This window comes from Streptomyces daliensis, from assembly GCF_054782395.1.
In genome coordinates this window covers 21,608-44,313 of sequence record NZ_BAAGSO010000108.1, presented here as the reverse complement: position 1 = coordinate 44,313, position 22,706 = coordinate 21,608, and the positions used below count along the sequence as shown (strand labels likewise).

Sequence of the window (22,706 nt, the reverse complement as noted above, 5' to 3'; positions counted from 1 at the left end):
CGTGGCACGCAAGAAGGACAACGGACCCGGCGGGCTTGTCGTCGTCGACAAGCCCGCCGGTTTCACGTCGCACGACGTGGTCGCCAAGGTGCGGGGCATCGCCCGCACGCGCAGGGTCGGCCACGCCGGGACGCTGGACCCGATGGCGACGGGGGTGCTCGTCCTCGGAGTGGAGAAGGCGACCCGCCTGCTCGGGCACCTCGCGCTGACGGAGAAGGAGTACGTGGCGACGGTCCGGCTGGGCCAGTCCACGGTCACCGAGGACGCCGAGGGCGAGCTGACGGCCTCCGCCGGCGCGGCCGGGCTGTCCCGCGAGGCGATCGCCGAGGGCATCGCCAAGCTGACCGGCGACATCCAGCAGGTGCCGTCGAAGGTCAGCGCGGTGAAGGTCGACGGCAAGCGCTCGTACGCGCGGGTGCGCGAGGGCGAGGAGGTCGAGCTGCCGCCCCGCCCGGTGACCGTCTCCTCCTTCCAGGTGTACGACGTACGCGAGGAGACGGCGGAGGACGGCACGCCGGTGACCGATCTGCTGGTCTCCGTCGTCTGCTCCTCCGGCACCTACGTACGGGCGCTGGCCCGCGATCTGGGCGACGGGCTCGGCACGGGCGGCCATCTGACGGCGCTGCGGCGCACGCGGGTCGGCCCGTACAAGCTGGACCAGGCCCGCACGCTGGAGCGGTTGCAGGGCGAGGTGGACGGGGGCGGGACGCTGTCGCTGCTGCCGCTCGCCGAGGCCGCCGCCACCGCGTTCCCGCGCTGGGACGTGGACGAGGAGCAGGCCAGGCTGCTGGGCAACGGCGCGCAGCTCAGGCTGCCCGCGCCCGTGGCGCGGCAGGGCGGGCCCATCGCGGTCTTCGGGCCCGAGGAGCGCTTCCTCGCCCTCGTGGAGGAGCACAAGGGCAGGGCCAAGAGCCTCGCCGTCTTCGTCTGAGCGGGCCTGTGCGGCCTGTGCGGCCTGCTCGGGGTGGCGGTGCGTGGTGTGCGGTGTCGCTGTGGGGCGGCGCCGTGCCCATGACCGGTGTCTCGCGGCATGCGGCGCGGCGCCGCCCCACAGTCCCCTCCTCGGTTCTTTTGTCTCTATATCCACTCGGAGACAGGGATTCACCCCATCAGGCAGGCGCTCGGAGTGAGTCGCGGGCGTGGACGGGGGCGCGTTCGCCGGTCGGCCTGTTCCCGCTGATCAACTCCGCTCTACGGTCGGGGAGCGGGACGGGCCACGGGGCGGGGCCGCGGGGAGGTTCGGACGATGGCGACGGTGCGTGGGGCGCACGGAGCGCGTGGAGCGCCCACGCTGGTGCGGATCTGCGATCTCGCGGGACGCACACGCGGCACCGGCTTCCTCGCCGACGACCTCGGCACCCTGGTCACCAGCCACGAGGCGGTGGACGGGCTGAGGCGCGTGGTCGTCCACGCCCCCACGGAGCGGCCCGGCCGTTCCGGGGACGCCGCGGCCCCCAGTTGCCTGGCCGAGGCCGACGCGATCACCCCGCTGCCCGAATGGGACCTCGCGCTGGTGCGTACGGCGGGCCTGGGCGTCGCGCCCGAGGTGATCGGCGCGGAACGGGCGCGCGTGGCGGGCCTGCCGGTGCGGGTGTGGACGGGCGAGTGGCGGGACGCGCGGCTGACGGGCCTCGCCCCGGCCACGTACACCTCGACGGACCGCTTCCACCCGCTGGAGGACGTCCTGGAGCTGGCCTTGCCGGAGGCCGCCGCCGTGGAGGTGCGGCTCAGCAGGCGGGTCTCGGGCGCGCCCGTCGTGGACGCGGAGACCGGCGCGGTGCTCGCCGTCCTCGGCACGGCCCTGCACGCGCCGCGCCGCACGGCGGCGTTCGCCGTACCGCTGCGGGCGGCAGGGCTGCTGGAGCCCGAGGGGCCCGTGGGCACGCTGCTGGCCCGCAACGGCGCGACCGTCCCCGGCTTCGGCCCCGACCTCAATCTGGCGGGCGCGCTCCAGCTCACGGCCACCTCGGTCGGGCCCGCCGTCGAGCGCGCGGGGCAGCCTGTGGCACGCCCTGAGACGGCCGGGGCGCTCCGGGAGTTCGGGGAGAGCGGCGCTTCGGTCGTCGCGCTGGTCGGCGAGCCGGGGACGGGACGTACGACGGAGCTGGCAGCGCTCGCCGCGCGGCGCGCCCGCGGGGTCGCGCCCGCGCCCACGGTGTGGCTGCGCGGCGCCGACCTGCGGGACGGGGACGGCAGCGTCCGGGAGGCGGTGGCGCGGGCGCTGGAGGAGGCGGGGCGGATCGTCGCCGCGTCGGGCAGGGCGTCGGACGGGGTGACGGGGGACGCGTCGGGCGGTGCGGCGGGGGATGCGCAGGGCGGTGCGTCGGGCGGTGCGTGTGCGCGCGGGCATGGCGGCGGGCGTGACGGTGGCCGTGAGGGAGGGCACGTTGGCGATCCCGGGGAGGCGAACCCGGGCATCGTGTCGGGCGGTGCGTGTGCGCGCGGCCGTGAGGGAGGGCACGTCGGCGATCCCCGGGAGACGAACCCGGACGTCGTGGCGCGGCTGGCCAGGGACGCCGGGCGTCCGCTGCTGGTCGTCCTCGACGGGCCCGAGGAGATGCCGCCGCGCCTGGCGCACGGGCTGCGCCGCTGGACGGCGGGCACGACGGGCTGGCTGCGCGCCTCCGGCGCGCGGATGGCGGTCGCCTGCCGCCCCGAGCACTGGGAGCTGGCGAGGCCCCTGTTCCCGGCCGAGGTGCTGTACGGAGCCGGGAGCGGTGGCGGTGGCGGCGGCTCCGGGGAGGCCGCCGCACTGCGGCCCTGCGTGCGCCTCGGCGATCTGCTGCCGGGCCAGGCGGCCCGCGCCCGTGCCCACTACGGCATCCCGGACGGCGCCCTCGGCGCACGGGACGCGGCGCACCCTCTGACGCTGCGGATGCTGGCCGGGGTACGGGCCGCGCTCGGCGAAGGGCACGGGCGCTCCCAGGAGGGTGCGGCGTGCGGGGCAGCCCCGGTGCCGCCCGTCAGGAGCGAGGTCTTCGACGCGCACCTCGCCCTCGTCGCGCTGCGCGTCGCGGTGCGGCTCGCGGCGGCGGAGCGGCCCGTACCGCGCGGCGGAGCGGTACGGCGGCTGGCGGCGCGCGTCGCGGGCCGGATCCACGAGGCGGCACGGCGCTGTCTGGGCCCCGGGCAGGGCGCGCTGGAGCGGTCGGCGTTCGAGGAGGTCTTCCCCTGGGGCGGCGGCTGGGCCTCGGCCGTGCTCGCGGAGGGCGTGCTCGTACCGGCGGGCGACGGTTACCGCTTCGCGGACGAGGAGTTCGCCGACTGGGCGCAGGGGCGGCATCTGGAACTCGACGTCGCGCTGGAAGCCCTCGTCCACCGGCGCGACGCGCGGGCCGCGGCCGTGCCGGTGCCCCGTCACCGGATCGGCCCCGTCGTCCAGGCCCTGCTGCTGTGCGGGGGCGCCGAGGGGCCCGAGGCGCTGTCCCGGCGGCTGCTGCCCCTGGCGGACTTCTCGGCTCCGGACTCCGGGGCCGCCTGGTGGGCGGCGCATCTGCTCGGGGAGACGCTGCTGCGGGTGCCCGAAGCGCGTCCGTACGCCAAGGTGCTGCGGGCGCTCGCCACGAGGGTCGTGGCCACGGTGGACTCGGCCGACGGCGACGGCGGCGGCGACGGCGGCGGCGACGGTGACGGTGACGGCAGCCTCGGGCACGGTGGATTCGGGCCGCCGTTCTGGCGACGGCTGCCCCTGCCGACGGCCGACCGGCTCGAACTGCTGCGGCTCCTGCTCCCCGCCGACGCGCCCTACGGGCAGGACGGCGAGCGGTACCTGGACGCGGTGGGCGCGCTGCTCGTCGCCGAGCCACGGGAGGTGCGGCGGCTGCTGTGCGGCTGGTTCGACGACGGCCGTCCGCTGCGGCGGCGCGCCGACGTGGGCGGCGGCGAGGTGGCCGAGGTGGCCCCGACCGTCGCCTCGGCCGCGCAGGCGCTGCTGCACACCCACCGCACGGGGGACGTCGACGACCTCGTCGAGACGCTGGCCGACGCCGCGCACCCGAGGGCCGACGAGCTGCTGAGGGAGCTGGCGCACGACGAGCCCACCGCGTTCTGCCGCGCCCTGGACCGCTGGGCGCACGACACGTGTGCCCAGCGCCGGGACACCGCCGCGCGGCACGCGCCCCGCGTCGCCCGCCACGCCCGCACCCCGGCCGATCGCGCGCTCCTGCGCCGCGCCGCCCTCGCGCTGCTGCCGGGCCACGAGGTCCCCGGGGGAGTGGACGCGCGCGCCGCCGCGCTCGCGGTGCTCGTCAGGGACCCGCACAGCCGCAGCCGGTACCTCGACGCCGCGCTGACGCACTTCGCCGCCAGTGGCGCGCCCGAGCTGGCCTCCGCGCTGGGAAGCGCGCTCGGCACCCACCCCGAGCCCGTGCTCGCCGCGTTCAGGGCGCGGCTGCGGGTGCCGGAAGCGGACGACGCGGCGGAGGTGCTACGGGCGCTGGCGCAGGCACGTATCCCGGCCGTCGCGCGGCCCGCCGCCGCGCTCGTACGCGAGCACGCCGAGTTGCGGCCGGGGACGGCGGGCGAGGCGGTGGAGGCGTTCGTACGGCGCAGACTCACCCATGGCCCCTCGGCCCGCGCCGTGCTGCGTTCCCTCGTAACCGGGCTGCTGGCCACGGGCCGTCCCGCGCTACGGGCCGCGCTCGCCCGTGCCCTCGGCGGGGGCGAGGGGCCGCTGCGCGACGAGCTGCTGGAGGAGCTGTGTGCGGGGGAGCGTGAGGCGTCCGTGCTGGGCGACGCGCTGTGCGCGGTGGTACGGGGCGCCGCCGCGCGGCGGGCGGCGGGTGCCGACGGGCGCGGGGCCGGGGTCGGGGATCCGATGGCGGAGCCGTACGGGGAGGCCGTACTGGTGCGTCGGCTCGGGCTCCTGATGGGCCGTACGGCGGAGGGCGCGGCCCGTTTCGACCGCGCCCTGGCCGGGCTGGCGCGCGAGGTGCCGGGGTTCGCCGCGCGGCTCCTGGCCTGGCACGAGGCCGCGCCGGGAGAGTGGAGCGCGGTGGTGGGGCCCGGGGCGCGCCGGACGTGCGAGTCCCTGGCCGAGCGCGGACGCGGTACGACGGGCACGCCCCCGGGCACGGGCGCGGGGTGACCGTCCCCGTAGGGGCCCTGTACCGGCCTGTTCCGGCCCGTACGGGGACGCGCGGCCTCGGTGGGTCCGATGCCGGGCACGTCTGTGCGGCATGGCACCCTTGGACCGGCGAAAACATCGGCATCGGCGAGGAGCAGACGTGCAGCGCTGGCGTGGCTTGGAGGACATCCCGGAGGGCTGGGGGCGCAGCGTCGTCACCATCGGCTCGTACGACGGGGTGCACCGCGGGCACCAGCTCATCATCGGCAGGACGGTGGAGCGCGCCCGTGAGCTGGGCGTTCCGGCCGTGGTGGTGACCTTCGACCCGCACCCGAGCGAGGTCGTACGGCCCGGCAGCCATCCACCCCTGCTGGCACCGCACCCCAGGCGTGCCGAACTCATGGGTGAGCTGGGCGTGGACGCGGTGCTGGTACTGCCGTTCACGCAGGAGTTCTCGAAGCTCTCGCCCGCCGACTTCGTGGTGAAGGTGCTGGTGGACAAGCTGCACGCGCGCAGCGTCGTCGAGGGCCCCAACTTCCGCTTCGGCCACAAGGCCGCGGGCAATGTCGGCTTCCTGGCCGAACTGGGCGACACCTACGACTACGACGTGGTCGTCGTCGACCTCTACGAGCGCGGCAGCGCGGGCGGCGGCGAGCCCTTCTCCTCGACCCTCACCCGTCGGCTGGTGGCCGAGGGCGAGGTGGCGGGAGCGGCGGAGGTCCTGGGGCGCCCGCACCGCGTCGAGGGCGTCGTCGTGCGAGGGGCCCAGCGCGGCCGCGAACTCGGCTACCCCACGGCCAACGTCGAGACCCTGCCGCACACCGCCATCCCGGCCGACGGGGTGTACGCGGGCTGGCTGACCGTCGAGGGCGAGGCGATGCCCGCGGCGATCTCGGTCGGCACCAACCCGCAGTTCAACGGGACCGAGCGCACGGTGGAGGCGTACGCCATCGACCGCGTCGGGCTCGATCTGTACGGGCTGCACGTGGCGGTGGAGTTCCTGGACTACATCAGGGGCCAGGAGAAGTTCGAGACGCTCGACGCGCTGCTGGAGCGCATGGCGCTGGACGTGGAGCGGGCACGGGTGCTGGTCTCCGCCGCCGCCGAGCCCCGGCCGTAGGGCAGCACATGTAGCAGTGGGCCGGTGAGGGCGAATCCGCCCTCACCGGCCCACTGTCATGTGCGCGGTGCGTTCCTGCGTTCCGTGCGCTACTGCTGTTGTGGCGGCTGCTGGGGCCAGCCGCCCTGCTGTTGCGGCGGATACGGCTGCTGAGGCGACGGCTGGCCCCCGTAGGGCTGCTGCGGAGGCGGCGCCTGGCCGGGGACCTGGCCCTGACCCGGGACCTGGCCCTGACCCGGGACCTGACCCTGGGCCGGGTAGCCGTAGCCGTAACCGGCCTGCTGCTGGCCCGGCATCGGCGGGGCCAGCTGCGGCGGCGGGTTGCCGTCGGCCATCCAGAGCCCCTGCTCCTGCTGGGCGCGCGCGAAGTCCTCGGCGATGAGCGCGCAGAGGTTGAAGTACGCCTCCCGGGTCTTGGGCCGCATCATGTCCAGGTCCAGTTCGGCACCCGCGGAGAGGTGCTCGTCGAACGGGATGGTCACCACGCCTCGGCAGCGCGTCTCGAAGTGGGACACGATGTCCTCGACCTTGATCATCTTGCCGGTCTCGCGCACCCCGGAGATGACCGTGATGCTGCGCTGCACGAGATCGCCGTACCCGTGCGCCGACAGCCAGTCGAGCGTGGTGCTCGCGCTGCTCGCGCCGTCGACGGAGGGCGTCGAGATGATGATCAACTGGTCGGCGAGATCGAGCACTCCGCGCATCGCGGAGTAGAGCAGGCCCGTACCCGAGTCGGTGAGGATGATCGGGTACTGCTTGCCGAGGATGTCGATGACGCGGCGGTAGTCATCGTCGTTGAAGGTGGTCGAGACGGCCGGGTCCACGTCGTTGGCCAGGATCTCCAGACCGGAGGCGGCCTGCGAGGTGAACCTGCGGATGTCCATGTAGCTGTTCAGGTACGGGATCGCCGTCACGAGGTCGCGGATCGTCGCACCCGTCTCACGGCGCACTCGGCGGCCGAGGGTGCCCGCGTCCGGGTTGGCGTCGATCGCGATGACCTTGTCCTGCCGCTCGGTCGCCAGCGTCGAGCCGAGCGCCGTGGTCGTCGTGGTCTTGCCGACGCCGCCCTTGAGGCTGATGACCGCGATGCGGTAGCAGGACAGCACGGGCGTCCGGATGAGTTCGAGCTTGCGCTGCCGCTCGGCCTCCTCCTTCTTGCCGCCGAGCCGGAACCGCGACGGCTTCGCCGGGTTCTGCGGGCGCGGCTTGCGCTTGTTGTTGACCAGGCGGTCCGAGGACAGCTCGACGGCCGCCGTGTAGCCGAGCGGCGACCCGCCCTGGTGCTGACGGCGCGGATCCTGCGGCGGCTGTGCCTGTGCCTGCGCCTGGGCGTCCCACGGGCCCGGCTGTCCGGGCTGGCCCGGGTGGCTCGGCTGCGGCTGTTGCGGCTGGGGCTGGGGCTGGCCCGGTTGCTGGGGCTGGCCGGGGTAGGGCTGCTGTGCCGCCGCGTTGGGCTGCTGGCCCTGCTGGGGGTAGCCGTACCCGGCTTGCGGGGGCTGCGGGGTCTGCGGCTGCGCTGCGGGGTTCGCCGTGGTGGCGGGCGGCTGCTGCGCGGGCTGCTGAGCCCCCTGGGGGTAGCCGTAGCCGTAGCCGGGCTGCGGGGGCTGCGGGCTCGGCTGGGGCTGGCCCGGGTGCTGGGGCTGGCCGGGGTAGGGCTGCTGGCCCTGCTGGGGGTAGCCGTAACCGGCCTGCGGGGCCTGCGGGGCCTGCGGCTGCGCGGGGGCCGGTGCCGACGGTGCGGGCGCGGGTGAACCCGGCTGCTGTGCCGCCGCGTTGGGCTGCTGGCCCTGCTGCGGGTAGCCGTAACCGCCCTGCCCGGGCACGCCGCCCTGCGGGGTGCCCGTGTTGCTCGGCCACGGGGTGCCGGGCGGAGGAGAGGAGGCGGGCTGGAAGTCCGGGGGCAGCGGCGGCAGTCCGGGCGCCTGGCCCTGCGCACCCTGCGCACTCTCGGCACCGGCCGCCGGGGCCCAGGGGCCCGCCTGCTGGGGTGCGGCGGGCGACTGGCCCTGCTGCGGCGCGGCGTCGCGGGGTGCGTCGGCCGCGCGGGGGTCGGCCGCGGGCCCGGCGGGGGAGGCGTCGTCCTCCTTCGCGAGGCCCCCGGAGCCCGCGTTCGCGTCCGCGGCACCGGCCGCACCGGCCGCACCCGAGGCGTCCGACGCGTCGGAGGAACCGGGCGCGCTGGACGCCTGCGCGCCCTGCGAGGCCCCGGCACCGCTGTCCGCGCCCTCGGGCTCCGCCCCGTCGCGCTCCTTCTCGCGTTCCGCCGCCAGCTCGGCGATCTCCCGGCGCAGCGAAGCCGCGGAGAACCGCATCGTGGCGCCGTCCTCGATGTCGGCCGCGCCCTCTCCCTCCCCGTCGCCCGGCGAAGTGCCGTCGGCCGGGGCGGAGTCGGACGCGTCCTCGGACGTACCGGCGTCACCCGAAGCCGGGTCGGAGCCCGCCTCGTCCCCGTGACCCGGGACGGAGGGCTCCGGCGCACCCGTGGCGCCCGCGAAACCCGTGGTGCCCGCGAAACCCGTGACGCCCGCGGCATCCGCGCCGCCGTCGCCGTACCCCGAAGCGGAGGCGCCCGAGGAGGCCGGGGCGCTGTCGTCGGAAGCGGCGCCCGCGCCCGGCGCCTCCGTGGACGAGGGGCGCTCGTCCGTACCGTCGCCGGTCGTGCCGTCGTCGGCGCGGCCGTGTTCCTGGCCACTGCCGGGGCCGTCCGTCGCGCCGGGCCCGGCCAGCGAGAAGTCCGCGCCGCTGTCCCCACCGCCGGACGGAACAGCGGAGCCGGCGGAGGCCGAAGAGCCCGTGTCGTAGGAGGTGTTGGCGGTATTGGCAGTGTTGGCGGTGTTGGCGCCGCTGGTGCTGTTCGCGTTCTGCGTGTACCAGGCAGGCGGTGTGTAGTCGATGGTGAACTGGCCCGTGGACTCGGTCTCGGCCTCAGCTTCCGCATCGAGCCGATCGGTATTGGGCGTCATCCCGCTGACGCGGACTTCGTCCCGATCGCTGCTCACAATGCCTCCTGCTGCTGTGGTCATACGCCCCGAATTTTGCTGCTGCGCGCTGCTCAAGCCTAATCGCCGTCACACCGGCCACGGGAGTCTGGTCCCGCGCGGAGGAGAGGTACGGAGAAGAGGACGGAACCGCCGCATCCGACTGAACCAGCCGAATGTCTCGATTCAGTCTCGGCCCCCCATGCGGTCTGTGGCTGATGTGTCGTATGCGATGTCTTGTGATCAATGTGTGTCGGCATACTGAGCCCGGAGCCGATGCCGGACGAATCCGCAGGCGCCACCAGCTTCGCAGAAAGGCGTTAACGGATGTCGCAGCCGCCTCCCCGGCCCGCCATGCCTCCCCGGCCCCCGCACCTTTGGGAGGGATCCCCCAGCGCGCATCCGTCGCATCATCCCATCGCGCCGGGGGAGTTCGGACCACCCCCGTCGCCGCCACCGGAGTTCGGGCCCCCGCCCACCGGGAGCCCCGGGCCGGGCGGAAGCACGGGCCCCGCCCGTGGACGGCGCCGTACGGTCGCCCTGGTCCTCGCCGCCCTCCTCGTCGTCGCGGGTCTCGGCGCGGGCGGCTGGGCCCTGTTCGGGCCCTCGTCCACCGGGGACGACGAGGCGGCGGAACGTCCCCCGCACAGGACCAGGACCGAGCTGGCCTGGAGCGAGGACGTCGAGGCCCCGGACGAGGGCGTGCTGGCCACGCCGGGCACCTGGTTCACGGACGCGCACGCGGTGAAGGCACAGGCCGAGCGCGTCGTGGCCCTCGGCCTGGCGGACGGCGAGCGCGACTGGAGCTTCCCTCTGGACGGCACGCTGTGCGGGACGTCGCTGGAGTCGGCGGCGGGCAGGGCGGCGGTGCAGCACGGGCCTGGCTGCACCGAACTCACCCTGCTCGACCTGGACAAGGGCCGCGAACTGTGGACCCGCCGGCTCAGCGACCCGTTCGACCCCGACCGCTTCGAGGCGGGCGAGCTGGCCGTCACCCGCAACACCGTCGCGATCTCCTCGGTGAGCGGCTCGGCCGTCTACCGCATCAGCGACCGTAAGAAGGTCTACGACGACGGAGGCACCGCCGACGGCTGCCACCCCGTCGGCGTGCGCGGCGGCGAAGCGCTCGTCGCCCGCGTACAGTGCGGCGGCGCGAACGCCGCGCAGGTGTGGGGCTTTGACCCGGAGACGGGCGAGCGCGCCTGGAAGTGGAAGGCGCCGCGCGGCCTCGACATCGCCAAGATCGTCGCCACCTCACCGGCCGTCGTCGGCATGCAGACGGAGTCCTCGGACGGCGCCGAGTTCCTGATGCGGCTCGGGGACGAGGGACGCGAGCCGGTGAAGATGGAGATGCAGCGCCAGAACGCGTACCTGTGCTCCAACCCGACGGCCCTGTGCACCGACGTGGTCGTCGGCGACGGCGCCGTCTACGTCCCCGGCGAGACGCACTCCTCCCACGGCGACGGCAGCGCGACCGTCAACGAGGTGATCGCCTACGACCTGGAGACCGGCGAGGTCAAGTGGTCGGGCGAGCCCGAGGACAAGCGCGAACTCGCCCCCGTCGCCACGCTCGACGGCGATCTGATCGCCTACGAGAAGGCCACGCAGGAGAAGGGCGGGGCCCTGCTGCGCTTCGACGGGGAGACGGGCGAGCGCTCGGTGTACGAACGCCATCCGGTGGCCACGAGCGAGCGCGAGAGCGACATGGCCGACGACGCGGTGCCGCTGCTGCACCAGGGGATGTTCTTCCTCGCGGCCGAGGAGATCTACGGGAGGGACAGCGCCGAGGAGGAGAAGTCCCTGCTCGCGGCCTTCCGCTGACTTGCCCCGCACGGACCGCCCGCCTCCCTCGGGCGGGCCACCCGCGCACCCGCCCCCTGCACGCGCCACGCACCGTCCGGAGCACCGGACACCGGACCGGACCTTACGGAGAACGAGAGACGGATGTCGCAGCCGCCGAGCCACGGCCCCTACAACCCGCCCCCGTGGCAGCCAGGACCGCAGGGGCCCAACCCGTACAGCCAGCCGCCCGGCCAGCCTGGCCGGCCCAACCCGTACGCGGGCCAGCAGCCCCCGCCGTACCCGCCGCCCTTCCCCCACCAGGGCCAGCCGGTTCCGCCCGTTCCGCCGGGTCCGCCGACGATGCCCCCGGACCCGTCGGGCGGCGGCGGGCGCAAGGGGCGGCGGACGGCGCTGCTCGCGGGCGTGCTGGTGCTGGCCCTCGGCCTGGGCGGCGGCGGGCTCTGGTTCACGGTCGGCCCTGGCGGCGGCAGCGGGGGCGGGAGCGGTGAGGACCGCGTCGAGCAGAGCGCCCCGCCCGAGCACAGCCACAAGAAGACGAGCGCCATGGCCTGGCAGGCCCCCGCGCCCAAGGGCAAGATCAAGGACCACGTCGCCTCGGACGCCAGGGGCACCTGGTTCACGGAGAAGGCCGTCATCAAGGCCGAGATCAAGCAGGTCAAGACGTACGCGCGCGACGACGGGAAGGTCCTCGGCGAGGTGACCCTGCCGGGCGACATCTGCGGCGACCGCGTGCCGCCGAGCGGCGGCACCCTCGCGGTGACGTACAAGAGCGGCAAGGTCTGCGACAAGCTCACGCTCATCGACCTCTCCGAGCACCGGCGCGTGTGGACCAGGACGCTGCCCGACGAGTACGCGGACGGCGAGCCGGTCACCTGGTCCACCCACACGCGGGTCAAGGACACGCTCTACGTCGCCCTCGACGGCCGCCTCACCGCGCTGAACGCCGCCGACGGCGAGCGGCGCTGGACCAGGAACCTGCCGAAGGGCTGGGCCTGGGGCCACCTGGTGGGCGGCGAAGGACGGCTGCTCACCACCCTCCAGCGCACGGACGGTTCCGGCACCGGTACCGGCTCCACCTCGCGGGTGCGGGAGCTGTCCCCGGCCGACGGCGCCACCAAGTGGAGCTGGCGGGTCCCGGCGAACAAGCGCGTCGAGGTGTTCGCCTCCACCTCGCCCCTGGTGCTGGGGCTGGCGACGGGCAAGGAGTACGTGGTCACCGAGTTCGTCTCGCTCAGCGACAGCGGCAAGCGCCGCGCCGGTATCCCGCTGCTCAAGAGCGGCCCCAGGTCCAAGGACGGGGTGCCGAACCTCAAGCACGTGCCCGGCTGCGGCTACGGCGGCGACGGCTGCTCCGACACCGTGATCACCAACGACATGGTGTACCTCCCGACCGAGGACGCGCGCAGCGGCGGCGACGCCGAGTGGGCGGAGAACAAGATCGTGGCCTACAGCCTCGCCACCGGCCGCGTCGAGTGGTCGAAGACCACGGGGCCCAAGCGCTCCGGCATCCCGGTGGACGTCGACGGCGGCAACGTCATCGTCTATGCCGAGGCCACCGCCGAGAGCGGCGGCCAGCTCATCCGCTTCGATCCCGACACCGGCGCCAGGTCCGTCTACCAGCGGCACCCCGACAGCGACAGCGACACCGAGCGCCGCACCTACGCGCCGGGCACCCCGCTGCCCGTCTACCTCGACCGGGGCCAGTTCTTCATCGTCAGCGAATCGCTGGGCGGCAGCGAGGAGATGATCATCACCGCTTACGAGTGACCGCCGCGCGGCGGCACACCGCGGCACATACGAGGAGGGGCCCCGCGACACCGCGGGGCCCCTCCTCCCATTCCGTACGGGACGGCCTCACGGCCCCCCGTCCCGCTCAGTCGAGCCTGCGCGCCGTCCCCAGCAGCCCCGACTCCGCGTCCGTCGGCTGCGTCAGCGCGTACTGCCGGTCGCGCCGCGTGCACCACAGCGTCACGCCGTCGCCGAGCGTGGACAGCGCCTCGACGTCCCGCTGCGGCAACTGCATGATCCGGCCGATCTGGCGGGCCTCGTCCGGCGAGACGCGCTGGACGCCGACGAGCGCCGAGTTGCGCACCAGACGCGGCGCCACCGGGCTCAGATACGGCAGCAGCGTCAGCACCGACTGCCACGCCGAGGACGCGACCCGGCCGCGCGGCGGGCGCATCCCGCAGTCGCGCACGACCAGCACCGGGCTGCCCACCGTCGGGCCCATCGGCGGCACCTGGCCCACGTCGTGCAGCGTGATGCACTCCTGGCCCGCGCCCGCGGCCTGCACCAGGTTCGTCCACACCTGCGCGCGGCCCGTCTCGACGACCACCCGCGCACCCGTGCCCGCCGTGCGCAACGCCAGCACCTGGGCCGTCCACAGACCGCCGATGAGGACCACGTCGTAGGGGACGGGGTGGTGGAAGCCCACCACCTGCGGGCGTCCCTCCGCGTCGTTGCCGACGACCACACCGTCGTCCCCGATGGGCAGCGAGAGCGCGCTCAGGTGGTCGGCGGGCAGCGAGTGGCCCGCGCGGCGCGGGCCCCGCAGGCCCTGCATCAGACTCATACCGTTCGCCATCAGCGGGTTCCTCCCAGCGGCAGCGTCGCGAGCGCGCCGGGAAGCTGCTCGCGGTCGAGTCGTACGAGGCCGACCTTCGCGGAGCGCGCGTCGCGCTCCAACTGGCGCCGCGCACCGCTCAGTTCGGCGTCCGTGCGCCCCGTGACCCGCACATGGCCGCTGACGGAGAGCGACTGGCGCCGCGCGCCGCGGCCCACGGTCAGGCTGAAGGTGGTCGTCAGCGTCGGCATCGACGTCAGCCGCGACACCAGCCGCGGCAGCGGCGTCGCCGCACGGCCCAGCTCCGGCCAGCGGCCCACCGCGTAGGTCGTGTGCCAGCGGTCGTCGCAGCGCCAGGCGCGCGGGGTCTCCTGGGTGCGGCGCGTGGGCGGGGCGTCCGGCTGGCTCGCGCGCGCCGTCGCCATCGGGTTCACACAGGCCGACGTCGCCACGGCCGAGATCAGCTCGTCCTCGTTCAGCACCGTCGCGCGGAAGCCCGCGCCCGTGACGCGGCTCGCGAGCTGGTCGGCGGCCCGTACGAGACAGCGCTGCGCGCCCTCCAGCCCGCCGCCGCGCGCCTTGACCGCCTCGGAGCACAACTCTGGGTCCAGCTTGAGCGCCACCCAGGTCAGCCGCAGCGCGGGCGACCCCGTCTGCTCCTGGAGCGGGCCGTAGCTGCGCCGCGCTACCGACTGCTCGGGCAGGTGCGGCGCGGGCGCCGGCTGCACGTGCTGCACGATCTGCACCGACTCCAGCGCGATCCCGTCCACGTCCAGCGCCTCGTGCAGCAGCCCCAGCGGCAGCGCCCGCGCGCCGAACGCGGGCCGCAGCGCGCTCACCCCGGCCTCCACCCGCACCACGGCGGTCAGGAAGCTGCCGTCGCCGAGCATTCCGATGGTGCGCCGGTCGCGGTCGAGGAACGCGTACGTCCGCAGCCCGGGCACCGCCTCCACGGCGGGCGCGAGGCTCGCGTCCACACGTTCCCGCAGCGGGGCCGCGGCCAGCCGCTTGCGGGCGCGCAGCGCCAGCAGCGTGGACAGCCAGTCCCTGACCGACCGCTGGTGGCGGCGCATCAGCGCCAGCAGCACCAGTGCGACGGCGACGACGACGGCGGGCGCGAGCATCAGCTTGTCGATGGCCGCGGCGACCACCAGGACCGCCAACGCCAGCTCGATCAGCACGAGTTGTTGCAACTGGAACGGTCCGACGCGGCTCGTCAGCGATTCCGTCCGCAGCATCGTGGAGGCGGGCGTACGGGGCCGCACCGCGTTCGATCCGCTACCGGAGCCGTTCCCGCTCCGGCCCCCCGCTGAGGCGGCTGCGGCACCCCGGGCGCGCGTTGCAGTTCCCATCGCCGCAAAGCCCCCTCATGTCCGTATTCGCCCCACTGGTCAAGGGGCGCTGGCCGGGCGATCACCCTACCGGAGCAGCGGAGAGGGATCGTCAACCGGCATAGTAGGGGTCCGGTCCGGCACACGGCATCAGATCGCGGTGTTCGACGGCACCGGGAACGGGTCAGCGGGGAGAGGCACTTAACACATGGCATCACGGCGGGACGAACTCAACGCCTACACCTTCGCGAAGAAGCGCCTGGTCGCTCAGTTCCTCCAGCCCTCGCCCACGGGGACGGAGGAGGGCGCCCCGCGCCCCGTGCGCGCCGTGGTGCCCGGCATGGTGATCGCGGTGGTCATCCTGGCGGGCTTCGGCGCGTGGGGGATGTTCAAGCCCACGGCTCCGAAGGGCTGGGACACCGCGAAGGAGAAGGTCATCATCGGCAGCGACTCGACCACGCGCTACGTCGTGCTGAAGACCAACGGGAAGAAGCAGCTCCACCCGGTGCTCAACCTCGCCTCGGCCAAGCTCCTCCTCGACCCGAGCAAGGGCCAGGTCGTCAAGGTCGACGAGAAGATCCTCGACAGCGGCAAGCTGCCGCACGGCGCCACCATCGGCATCCCGTACGCGCCCGACCGGCTGCCCGACAAGGCGGAGGCGGAGAGCGAGAAGACCTGGGCCGTCTGCGAGCGCCCCGGCGGCAGCACCCGCGCGGTCCAGAAGGCCGCCTTCGTCTTCGCGGACCGCGAGAAGGACAAGGTCGAGGGGAAGAACCGGCTGCGCGGCGGCGAGCTGATGTACGTGGAGGGCCCGGGCGACAAGCTGTACGTGGTCGACAAGGCCGGCAAGAAGTACCCCATAGAGAACGACCAGAAGCTGCTGGGCGCCGTCGTCGGCGTCAACAAGAAGCCGCAGCGCGTCTCCGGACAGTGGCTGGCCACCCTCAAGACGGGGGACCCGATCTTCTTCCCGGAGGTCGGCGGCACCCCGAACGACCCCGCCAACGTGCCCGGCGGCCAGCTCGACGACCAGACCAACCGCGTCGGCGCCGTGCTCAAGGCGCGCTCCAGCGGCCAGATGCACTACTACGTCGTCGTGCGGGGCGGCGTGATGCCCGTCTCCGACTTCACCGCGCAGCTCCTCCTCAGCAGCGAGCAGCTCCTGGACCTCGGCCAGAACGGCGAGGCCACGCAGGTCAGCTTCGGCGCCTTCTCGCCGACCGAGAAGGAGTTCGGCGGTACGGAGGACTGGCCCAGGGAGCAGAGCACCAGCGTCAACCCGGAGAACGCCGACACGGACGGCAGGAACACCTTCTGCAACGTGCTGCGCGACGTCGGCGAGAAGGGCGGCGCCACCCTCAGCACCTGGGCCGGCGAGAGCTTCCCCGCGACGCTCCCCACCGGCTCCACCAGCGCCTACGTCACCCCAGGGTCGGGCCAGCTCTTCCGCCAGATCCAGGGCACGGCGGCCAAGGACGGCGGCCTGTTCCTCGTCACGGACACCGGACTGCGCTACGCGATGCAGACCAACGACGACACCGACAAGGACGAGTCCGAGATCGGCTCCGACGGCAAGAAGGAGTCCGCCGAGGAGAAGGCGCGGAAGCAGCAGGAGGGCGGCGCCCCGGCGCGGCTCGGCTACGCGGAGGTGACGCCCGCGCCGATCCCCGCGGCCTGGTCGCAGTTCCTGCCGACGGGCCCGCGCCTGTCGACGGGCAGCGCCAAGCAGCCGCAGGGTTCCTGAGAGGTCCGGGGGAGGACGAAGAACATGCCGTACACCGTGCCGCCGCGTAACGGGCGGCCGTACGCCGCGCCGTCGTACACCGCGTTGCCCTACACCGCGTTGCCGTACACCGCGCGCATCCGCCGCCGGCTCAGCAGGGTCCGCAGGGGGACGGCGGTCCTGGCCGTCACGGCGGTCGCCGTGCCGGGGCTGGCCGTCGTGACGGCGTCACCGGCCGCCGCCGACACGACCACCCAGTGCGAGTTCCCCTCGAAGCCCTACTCGGGCAGGCCCTGGTCCCTCCAGCGGGTCCTCCTGGACCAGCTCTGGGCGGAGAGCAAGGGCGAGGGCGTCAGCGTCGCCGTCATCGACACGGGCGTGGACATCAAGAACAAGCAGCTCACGGACGCCGTCGACACAGGCAAGGGCAAGCGGTTCCTGAAGCCGAAGAAGGACAAGTTCGGCGAGAAGCCGAAGCTGGGCAAGGCCAACGGCACGACGGACCGCGTCGGCCACGGCACCAAGGTGGCGGGCATCATCGCCGCGCGCCCGGCGAAGGACACCGGCTTCGTCGGGCTGGCGCCGGAGGCGAAGATCATCCCGATCCAGCAGAACGACGAGAACGGCAGCGGCACGGCGGCCACGCTCGCCACGTCCATCGACTACGCCGTGAGCGCGGGCGCCGACATCATCAACATCTCGCAGGACACGGCCCAGGCGCTCAAGCCGGAGTCCGACCTGCGGCGCGCGGTCGACGCGGCGCTCGCGAAGGACCGCGTCATCGTCGCCTCGGCGGGCAACGACGGGCTGGGCGGCGCGGTCAAGGAGACCTACCCGGCCTCGTACCCCGGCGTCCTGGCCGTCGCCTCCTCGGACCGCAACAACGAGCGCGCCCCCTTCTCCCAGTCCGGCGACTTCGTGGGCATCGCGGCCCCGGGCGTCGACATGGTCTCCACGGTCCCCTCGGGCGGCCACTGCGCGGACAACGGGACGAGTTTCTCGGCGCCGTACGTCGCGGGCGTCGCGGCGCTCGTCCGCTCCAAGCACCCGACCTGGACGAACGACCAGGTCGTCGCCCAGCTCCAGCAGACCGCCGAGCGCTCGATCGCGGGACACGACCGGCTGGTCGGCTGGGGCGTCGTGGACCCGGTGCGGGCGCTCACGGAGGACGACCACCCGGTCAGCCAGCCGGTCGCGCGCGAGGGCGTCGCGAAGGCGGAGGCCCCGACTCCGGCCAGGCTCCAGCTCGGCGAGACCGAGCAGGAACGCAACGAGCGCATCGGCACATACGTGGTCGTGGGCGGCCTCGTGCTGGTCGGGGTGGTCGGCGGCGGCTCCGTCGTCTACCGGGACTGGCGGCGGCGTACGGGGCGGGCCGCGGGGCGTACGGGCGTGGCGTGAAGGCCAGCGGTGAGGGCCAGTGGTGAGGGCCAGTGGTGAGGTTCCGGGGCGAGGGGAATGGGAAATAGTCCCGGAATCAACAACTCCGAGCGGGACGGGTAATCATCACAGAACCCTTACACGGGCACGGGGAAGCGGGGCAATTCACCCACTCGACGGGGCGGTCAAGGGGCGCGGAAGGCGATCGCGGCGATGCTGTCGACAGGATGAATCTCTCCTGTTGCAGACCGCCGCTTGACAACGCGAGTCGCTTTGATTTGCCGTACGGAGGCGTCCCGTGGGGCAAGTCACGGGCTTCGGTTTGCAGTTGGAACAGTCGTACCCAGTGGCTAGAGTGTCAGTAGACGTCATTGAGCAGCGCGAGACCACGAAGATCGCAGAGTGCGAAGATCGCAACGGGTGGAGGGGGAGTGCCGTGGGCAGGCCGGCAGAAGGGGGCGGCGGTTCCGCGCCGCAGGGTAAAGGGATCAAAGTCCCGGACTCGCTGCTGACTTTCAAGAAACGTATCGACGGCATTCTGAAGGATCTTGAGAATTCCCCGGCGGCCAAGAACGCGGTCGCGGGCCAGCAGATTCCCAGGAGTTCCCTGAGCGGCGGTGCGACTCCCTTTGAAGAGGCCGACGGCCTCTTCAGGAAGTACAACGAGGTGCACGAGGCCCTCACTTCCCTTTCCCAGACCCTCGGCGATCAGATCGAGGCCGTGGGTATCGCGGTGCACGGGGCGCACGTCGGTTTCGGGAACCTGGACGACGACGTCAGGCGTCGCTTCTGGGAGATCCAGACGCGCACGCACGAGCGCGCCGAGGAAGAGCGCCAGCGTCGCGAACGCGACGCGCAGGACCACGGCAAGCCCGGCGACGACAAGGGCAAGGGGAAGCCCGATTCGCAGCCGAGGGGCGAAGGCGACGAGATCGAAGGCCGTTGACGGGGGAAGGGAGACAGTCCCATGGGTAAAGGCAACGGGGACCAGGGCGGCGAGGGCCAGACGCCGACCGGTGGCGAGGAAGAGCTGCCGGAGGAGCCGATCGTCGCTCCGCAGTTGGCTCTGACCGATGTCCGCCGGATCATGTCGAGCTTCTTCGGCTCCGGCACCATCGGCAAGACGGACTTCGAGAACCGCCACCTCAACGACATGGTCGACCTCGTCGAGAGCGCGAAGCCGAGCGATCTGGAGGCGGCGGGCGACGCGCTGTGGGACGCGGCCAGGGAGATCAAGAAGGCGGGCAACGAACTGATCACCCACATCGGCACCGTCGAGTGGGAGGGCGAGTCCGGCAACGCGTTCCGCGAGTGGGGCAAGAAGCTCGCCCAGAACACCCTGGACCTGGGCGACTTCGCGGGCACCGCGGCCACCCAGATCAAGGCGGCGGGCGTCGGCCTGGCCACGGTCCAGAGCTCGATGCCCCCGCGCGACAACGGCAAGGGCACCGCGATCGGCGACGTCCCCTTCCCGGCCCGCGTGGACGGCAACCCGGGCATGGCCGACACGAAGACGCCGGAGGGCAAGAAGCGCGAGGAGGACCGACAAGAGGCCATCGCGCAGATGAACAAGCTCAGCTCGTACTACCAGGTGTCCTACGACACGATGGCGGCGCAGAAGATGCCGGTGTTCGAGGCGATGCCGAGTGTGGGGGTTCCGCAGCCGCGGCCTGAAAGCGGTAGGTGGGGAAACGGCGGAAGCGAAAGCGACACGCCCCTTGCCGGTGGTGCGGGCGGGAACGTGGCAGCCGTGGCGCCGGACTCCTCGGACACCCCGGCCGTACGGCCCGACGCGCCCACTCCGCATCAGCCATCGGTGACTCCGGTCGCCCCGGACAACTCGGTCAGCACCGATATCGACAGCGCCAAGACTCTGCCGCCTCCGGTAGCCGATCATGCCCCGACCACGCCGACGACTTCGCCGCCGACGACTTCGGCGCCGCCGGTCACGGGGCCCGTTCCCGGCGTGCCGAATGCGATGCCGCCGCGTGGGGCTGGCAAGACGCCCGGGATCTCCGGTACGCCGAGGCCGGTGGCCAAGAGCGCGGGCCCGACGGGCCGTCCGACAGGACCGGCGAATCCGGTGGGCCGACCCACCGGCCCCACCGGGCAGTCGCCCGTGGGACGTCCCACGGGACAGACTCCTGCGGGGCGGCCGACTGGTCCCACAGGCCAGTCGCCCATGGGGCGTGCGGGGACATCAGGTGCCGGACAGCCTGTCGGACGGCCGGGTTCCACTGCGTCCCCGCGTCCTGCGGGCCGTTCCGGGCCGGTCGTCGGCGGCACGCCGAGCCGTTCCGGGCCTACGGCCAAGGGGCCTCGCATTCCTCGGGGAACGGTCGTCGGCGGTGAGCAGTCTTCGACGACGGGACGTGGCGCCAGCGGCGGCACTGGCCGGAAGCTCGGTTCTGGCCCCGGTGGCGTCGTCGGCAATCCGCGTTCCGGCGCCTCGGCGCAGGGCCGTCAGTTCACCCAAGGTGGTTCCGGTCTGGTGAGGGGCGAGAGCGGCAAGGGGCAGTCGGCCGGGGCGGCACCGCGCGGGAAGAAGGAGTCCGGGCGGGAGCGGGAGCGCGAGGACGCCGAGCGCCCTGACTACCTGACCGAGGACGAAGAGACGTGGACCAACGGGCGGCGCGGTACCGTTCCCCCCGTGATCGAGTAGCCCAGGTGAGTGAAGAGATGACGGCAGTGAAGAGTCCGGCCGGGCGGACGGTGACGTCGCGTGTGATGCGGCGTCGCCTGGTCCCCGCGTTGGCCGCGGTGGGCGCGTGGACCGTGTGTTTGGCCGGAGCGGCTCCGGCTGCCGTCGCTGAGGACGCCCGTTCCCAGCAGTGGTACCTGGACGCGATGCAGGCCGAGAAGATCTGGAAGGTCAGCACGGGCGAGGGCGTCAAGGTCGCGGTCGTGGACAGCGGTGTGAATTCTTCGACCGCTTCCCTTCGCGGTCAGGTACTTCAGGGTAAGGACTTGTCCGGGGCTCCTGGCAGCGAGACGAAAGACCCTCTCGGGCACGGCACCACGATGGCGGAATTGATTGCCGGAACTGGGCGTGGTGACGGAATAAAGGGAATGGCCCCGGAAGCCGAAATCATCCCCTTCCGTACGGCGCTTGAGGGTATGGAGGGGACCGATAAGTCGTCCACGGGTCACAAGGCGATTCGCGCGGCCGCTGACAGTGACGCGAAGATTATCAACCTGTCCCTCGGAGGTGATTATTTCACCCCTGATGACGAGGCTGCCATCAAATACGCGGCCCGCAAGGGCAAGCTCATGTTCGCCTCGACCGGCAACGAGGCGCAGGGTAAGAACAAGAGGAACTATCCCGCCGCTTACAAGGAAGTCGTGGGAGTAGGAGCCACGGACGAAGCCGGCAAGGTGGCGAAGTTCTCGAATTACGGCCAGGACGTGACTCTTGTGGCCCCGGGACAGGACATTCCGCGGTGGTGCGACGGCGACTTCAAGGGCTACTGCGACGGTGGCGAGGGAACCAGCCAGGCGTCCGCCATCGCCTCCGCTTCCGCCGCCCTGATCTGGTCCAAGCATCCGGACTGGACCGCCAACCAGGTGCTGCGGGTCATGATCGACACGGCAGCGAAGCCCAAGACCGGCAAGATCCCCAGCAAGTATCTGGGATACGGAGAAGTCCGCCCGCGTATGTCCGTTCTGGAGAACGAGGGCGATCCGGGTGACCCGGGAGAAAACCCGCTCACCGGTGAGGGCGGCACGTCCGAGTCCTCCGCCCCGGGCGGCGCCTCGGATTCCAAGAAAGACAATGCGGCTGACAAGGTGAAGGTGGAAGACTCCGCCTCGTCGGACGACAGCAGCCAGCTTTGGACGATCCTCGGTGTAGGAGCCGCGGTAGTCGTTCTCGGGGGCGGCGCGTTCGCATTCGTGCGGGCTCGTCGCGGATGACGTACCAACACGTCACATCAGTTGATGAGCCGCAGGCTCTGCTCACGCACAAGGGAAGGAAGCCATGGGACAGCAGAAGGTAAACGGTGTTGACCTCAAGCAGCTTGAGGACCGTCTGGAGCAGAAGTTCGACTCCATCACCAAGCAGGTGAAGAGGCTGAACGAGTCCATCGACAACCTGGAAGGCCAGTGGAAGGGCATCGGCGCCGGCGAGTTCAACCGTAAGCAGCGCGAGGTCAACGAGGACATCACCTCGCTCCGCAACATGCTCAACGGCTTCAAGAACTCGATCCACGACACCCGCACCCTCAGCGGCAACACTGAGGACGAGGTGCGGCGCCGGATGCAGGGCATCTCGGTCGAGGGCGGTCTCGCCTCCTCGGGCGGCCCGGACACCACCCAGGGTTCGCTCGCCTCGAAGCTGAGCCAGTACTGATGCCGTGCGGAGTTGCCGTCGACGACACTCCGCACTCCGTCCCCGCCGTTCAACCCGCAGCATGAATTGAGGAGTTCACATGACCACCGGAGACCCGAACCAGCTTGTCGTCACCTACGGCAGCCTGGAGCAGGCCGCTGCGAGCATCCAGCAGCAGGGCAACCAGCTCCGCGGTGATCTCGAGGAGATCCAGGGCTGGGTCCGTCAGGTTGCCGACGTCTGGCAGGGCGAGGCCAAGGAGGCCTACGACCGCGTCCAGCACACCTGGGACCAGAAGGCCGACCACCTGCACAACGTTCTGCTGAGCATCGCCGCCGAGGTCAGGGTGGCCAGCGGCGACTACAGCGCGACGGACAAGAAGGCCGCTCAGATGTTCGGCGGCTGAAGATCCACAG

At 72.8% G+C, this 22,706-nt stretch carries 15 protein-coding genes; 12 read left to right on the top strand and 3 right to left on the bottom strand.

Going from position 1 to position 22,706, the window contains the following annotated elements; all coding sequences use genetic code 11:
- The first annotated feature begins 1 nt into the window (after position 1).
- The 3 genes from truB (at position 2) to ACYVOO_RS30545 (ending at position 6,185) form a co-directional block, all read left to right on the top strand.
- Positions 2-931 carry a tRNA pseudouridine(55) synthase TruB gene (gene truB, locus ACYVOO_RS30555; protein WP_453349923.1) on the top strand — a complete coding sequence of 310 codons (930 nt, stop codon included), beginning with the start codon at positions 2-4 and terminating at the stop codon, positions 929-931.
- A gap of 315 nt (positions 932-1,246) precedes the next feature.
- Positions 1,247-5,086 (top strand): trypsin-like peptidase domain-containing protein, encoded by a 3,840-nt coding sequence (locus ACYVOO_RS30550; RefSeq protein ID WP_461018961.1) that lies wholly within the window; start codon positions 1,247-1,249, stop codon positions 5,084-5,086.
- A gap of 139 nt (positions 5,087-5,225) precedes the next feature.
- A complete protein-coding gene (locus tag ACYVOO_RS30545; RefSeq protein ID WP_461018960.1) occupies positions 5,226-6,185 on the top strand; it encodes a bifunctional riboflavin kinase/FAD synthetase in 960 nt (319 codons plus the stop codon).
- An 89-nt stretch (positions 6,186-6,274) separates the two neighbouring features.
- On the opposite strand, the gene ACYVOO_RS30540 is transcribed toward ACYVOO_RS30545, so the two are convergent.
- On the bottom strand, positions 6,275-9,184 hold the full coding sequence (locus ACYVOO_RS30540; protein WP_461018959.1) for an SCO5717 family growth-regulating ATPase: 2,910 nt from the start codon (positions 9,182-9,184) through the stop codon (positions 6,275-6,277).
- 306 nt (positions 9,185-9,490) lie between these two features.
- Here ACYVOO_RS30540 and ACYVOO_RS30535 point away from each other — a divergent pair, with 306 nt between their 5' ends.
- Together ACYVOO_RS30535 and ACYVOO_RS30530 are read left to right on the top strand one after the other, a co-directional pair.
- The gene (locus ACYVOO_RS30535) at positions 9,491-10,984 is read left to right on the top strand and encodes an outer membrane protein assembly factor BamB family protein (protein WP_461018958.1); all 1,494 of its coding nucleotides are present in this window, start codon (positions 9,491-9,493) and stop codon (positions 10,982-10,984) included.
- Between the two features lie 123 nt (positions 10,985-11,107).
- Positions 11,108-12,733: an outer membrane protein assembly factor BamB family protein gene (locus tag ACYVOO_RS30530; RefSeq protein ID WP_461018957.1), complete on the top strand. Its 1,626-nt coding sequence runs from the start codon at positions 11,108-11,110 to the stop codon at positions 12,731-12,733.
- A gap of 106 nt (positions 12,734-12,839) precedes the next feature.
- Here the strand turns inward: ACYVOO_RS30530 and ACYVOO_RS30525 are convergent, their stop codons facing one another.
- Positions 12,840-13,550, bottom strand: coding sequence for a hypothetical protein (locus ACYVOO_RS30525; protein WP_461018956.1), 711 nt, complete (start codon positions 13,548-13,550; stop codon positions 12,840-12,842).
- Entirely contained in the window at positions 13,550-14,881 is a 1,332-nt protein-coding gene (gene eccE / locus ACYVOO_RS30520; protein ID WP_461018955.1) for a type VII secretion protein EccE, read from the bottom strand. Before eccE ends, ACYVOO_RS30525 begins: the two co-directional genes overlap by 1 nt.
- A 187-nt stretch (positions 14,882-15,068) precedes the next feature.
- On the opposite strand from eccE, the gene eccB reads away from it, so the two are divergent.
- The 7 genes from eccB (at position 15,069) to ACYVOO_RS30485 (ending at position 22,696) form a co-directional block, all read left to right on the top strand.
- Positions 15,069-16,604 carry a type VII secretion protein EccB gene (gene eccB / locus ACYVOO_RS30515; RefSeq protein WP_461018954.1) on the top strand — a complete coding sequence of 512 codons (1,536 nt, stop codon included), beginning with the start codon at positions 15,069-15,071 and terminating at the stop codon, positions 16,602-16,604.
- A 24-nt stretch (positions 16,605-16,628) separates the two neighbouring features.
- Positions 16,629-17,984: a type VII secretion-associated serine protease mycosin gene (gene mycP / locus ACYVOO_RS30510; protein ID WP_461018953.1), complete on the top strand. Its 1,356-nt coding sequence runs from the start codon at positions 16,629-16,631 to the stop codon at positions 17,982-17,984.
- Between the two features lie 415 nt (positions 17,985-18,399).
- Positions 18,400-18,909: a hypothetical protein gene (locus tag ACYVOO_RS30505; protein ID WP_461018952.1), complete on the top strand. Its 510-nt coding sequence runs from the start codon at positions 18,400-18,402 to the stop codon at positions 18,907-18,909.
- Between the two features lie 21 nt (positions 18,910-18,930).
- Positions 18,931-20,625 (top strand): WXG100 family type VII secretion target, encoded by a 1,695-nt coding sequence (locus ACYVOO_RS30500; RefSeq protein ID WP_461018951.1) that lies wholly within the window; start codon positions 18,931-18,933, stop codon positions 20,623-20,625.
- Between the two features lie 17 nt (positions 20,626-20,642).
- Positions 20,643-21,875 (top strand): S8 family serine peptidase, encoded by a 1,233-nt coding sequence (locus ACYVOO_RS30495; protein ID WP_461018971.1) that lies wholly within the window; start codon positions 20,643-20,645, stop codon positions 21,873-21,875.
- 64 nt (positions 21,876-21,939) lie between these two features.
- Positions 21,940-22,311 (top strand): WXG100 family type VII secretion target, encoded by a 372-nt coding sequence (locus ACYVOO_RS30490; RefSeq protein WP_453349936.1) that lies wholly within the window; start codon positions 21,940-21,942, stop codon positions 22,309-22,311.
- Between the two features lie 79 nt (positions 22,312-22,390).
- Positions 22,391-22,696 carry a WXG100 family type VII secretion target gene (locus ACYVOO_RS30485; protein WP_453349937.1) on the top strand — a complete coding sequence of 102 codons (306 nt, stop codon included), beginning with the start codon at positions 22,391-22,393 and terminating at the stop codon, positions 22,694-22,696.
- Positions 22,697-22,706 lie beyond the last annotated feature (10 nt).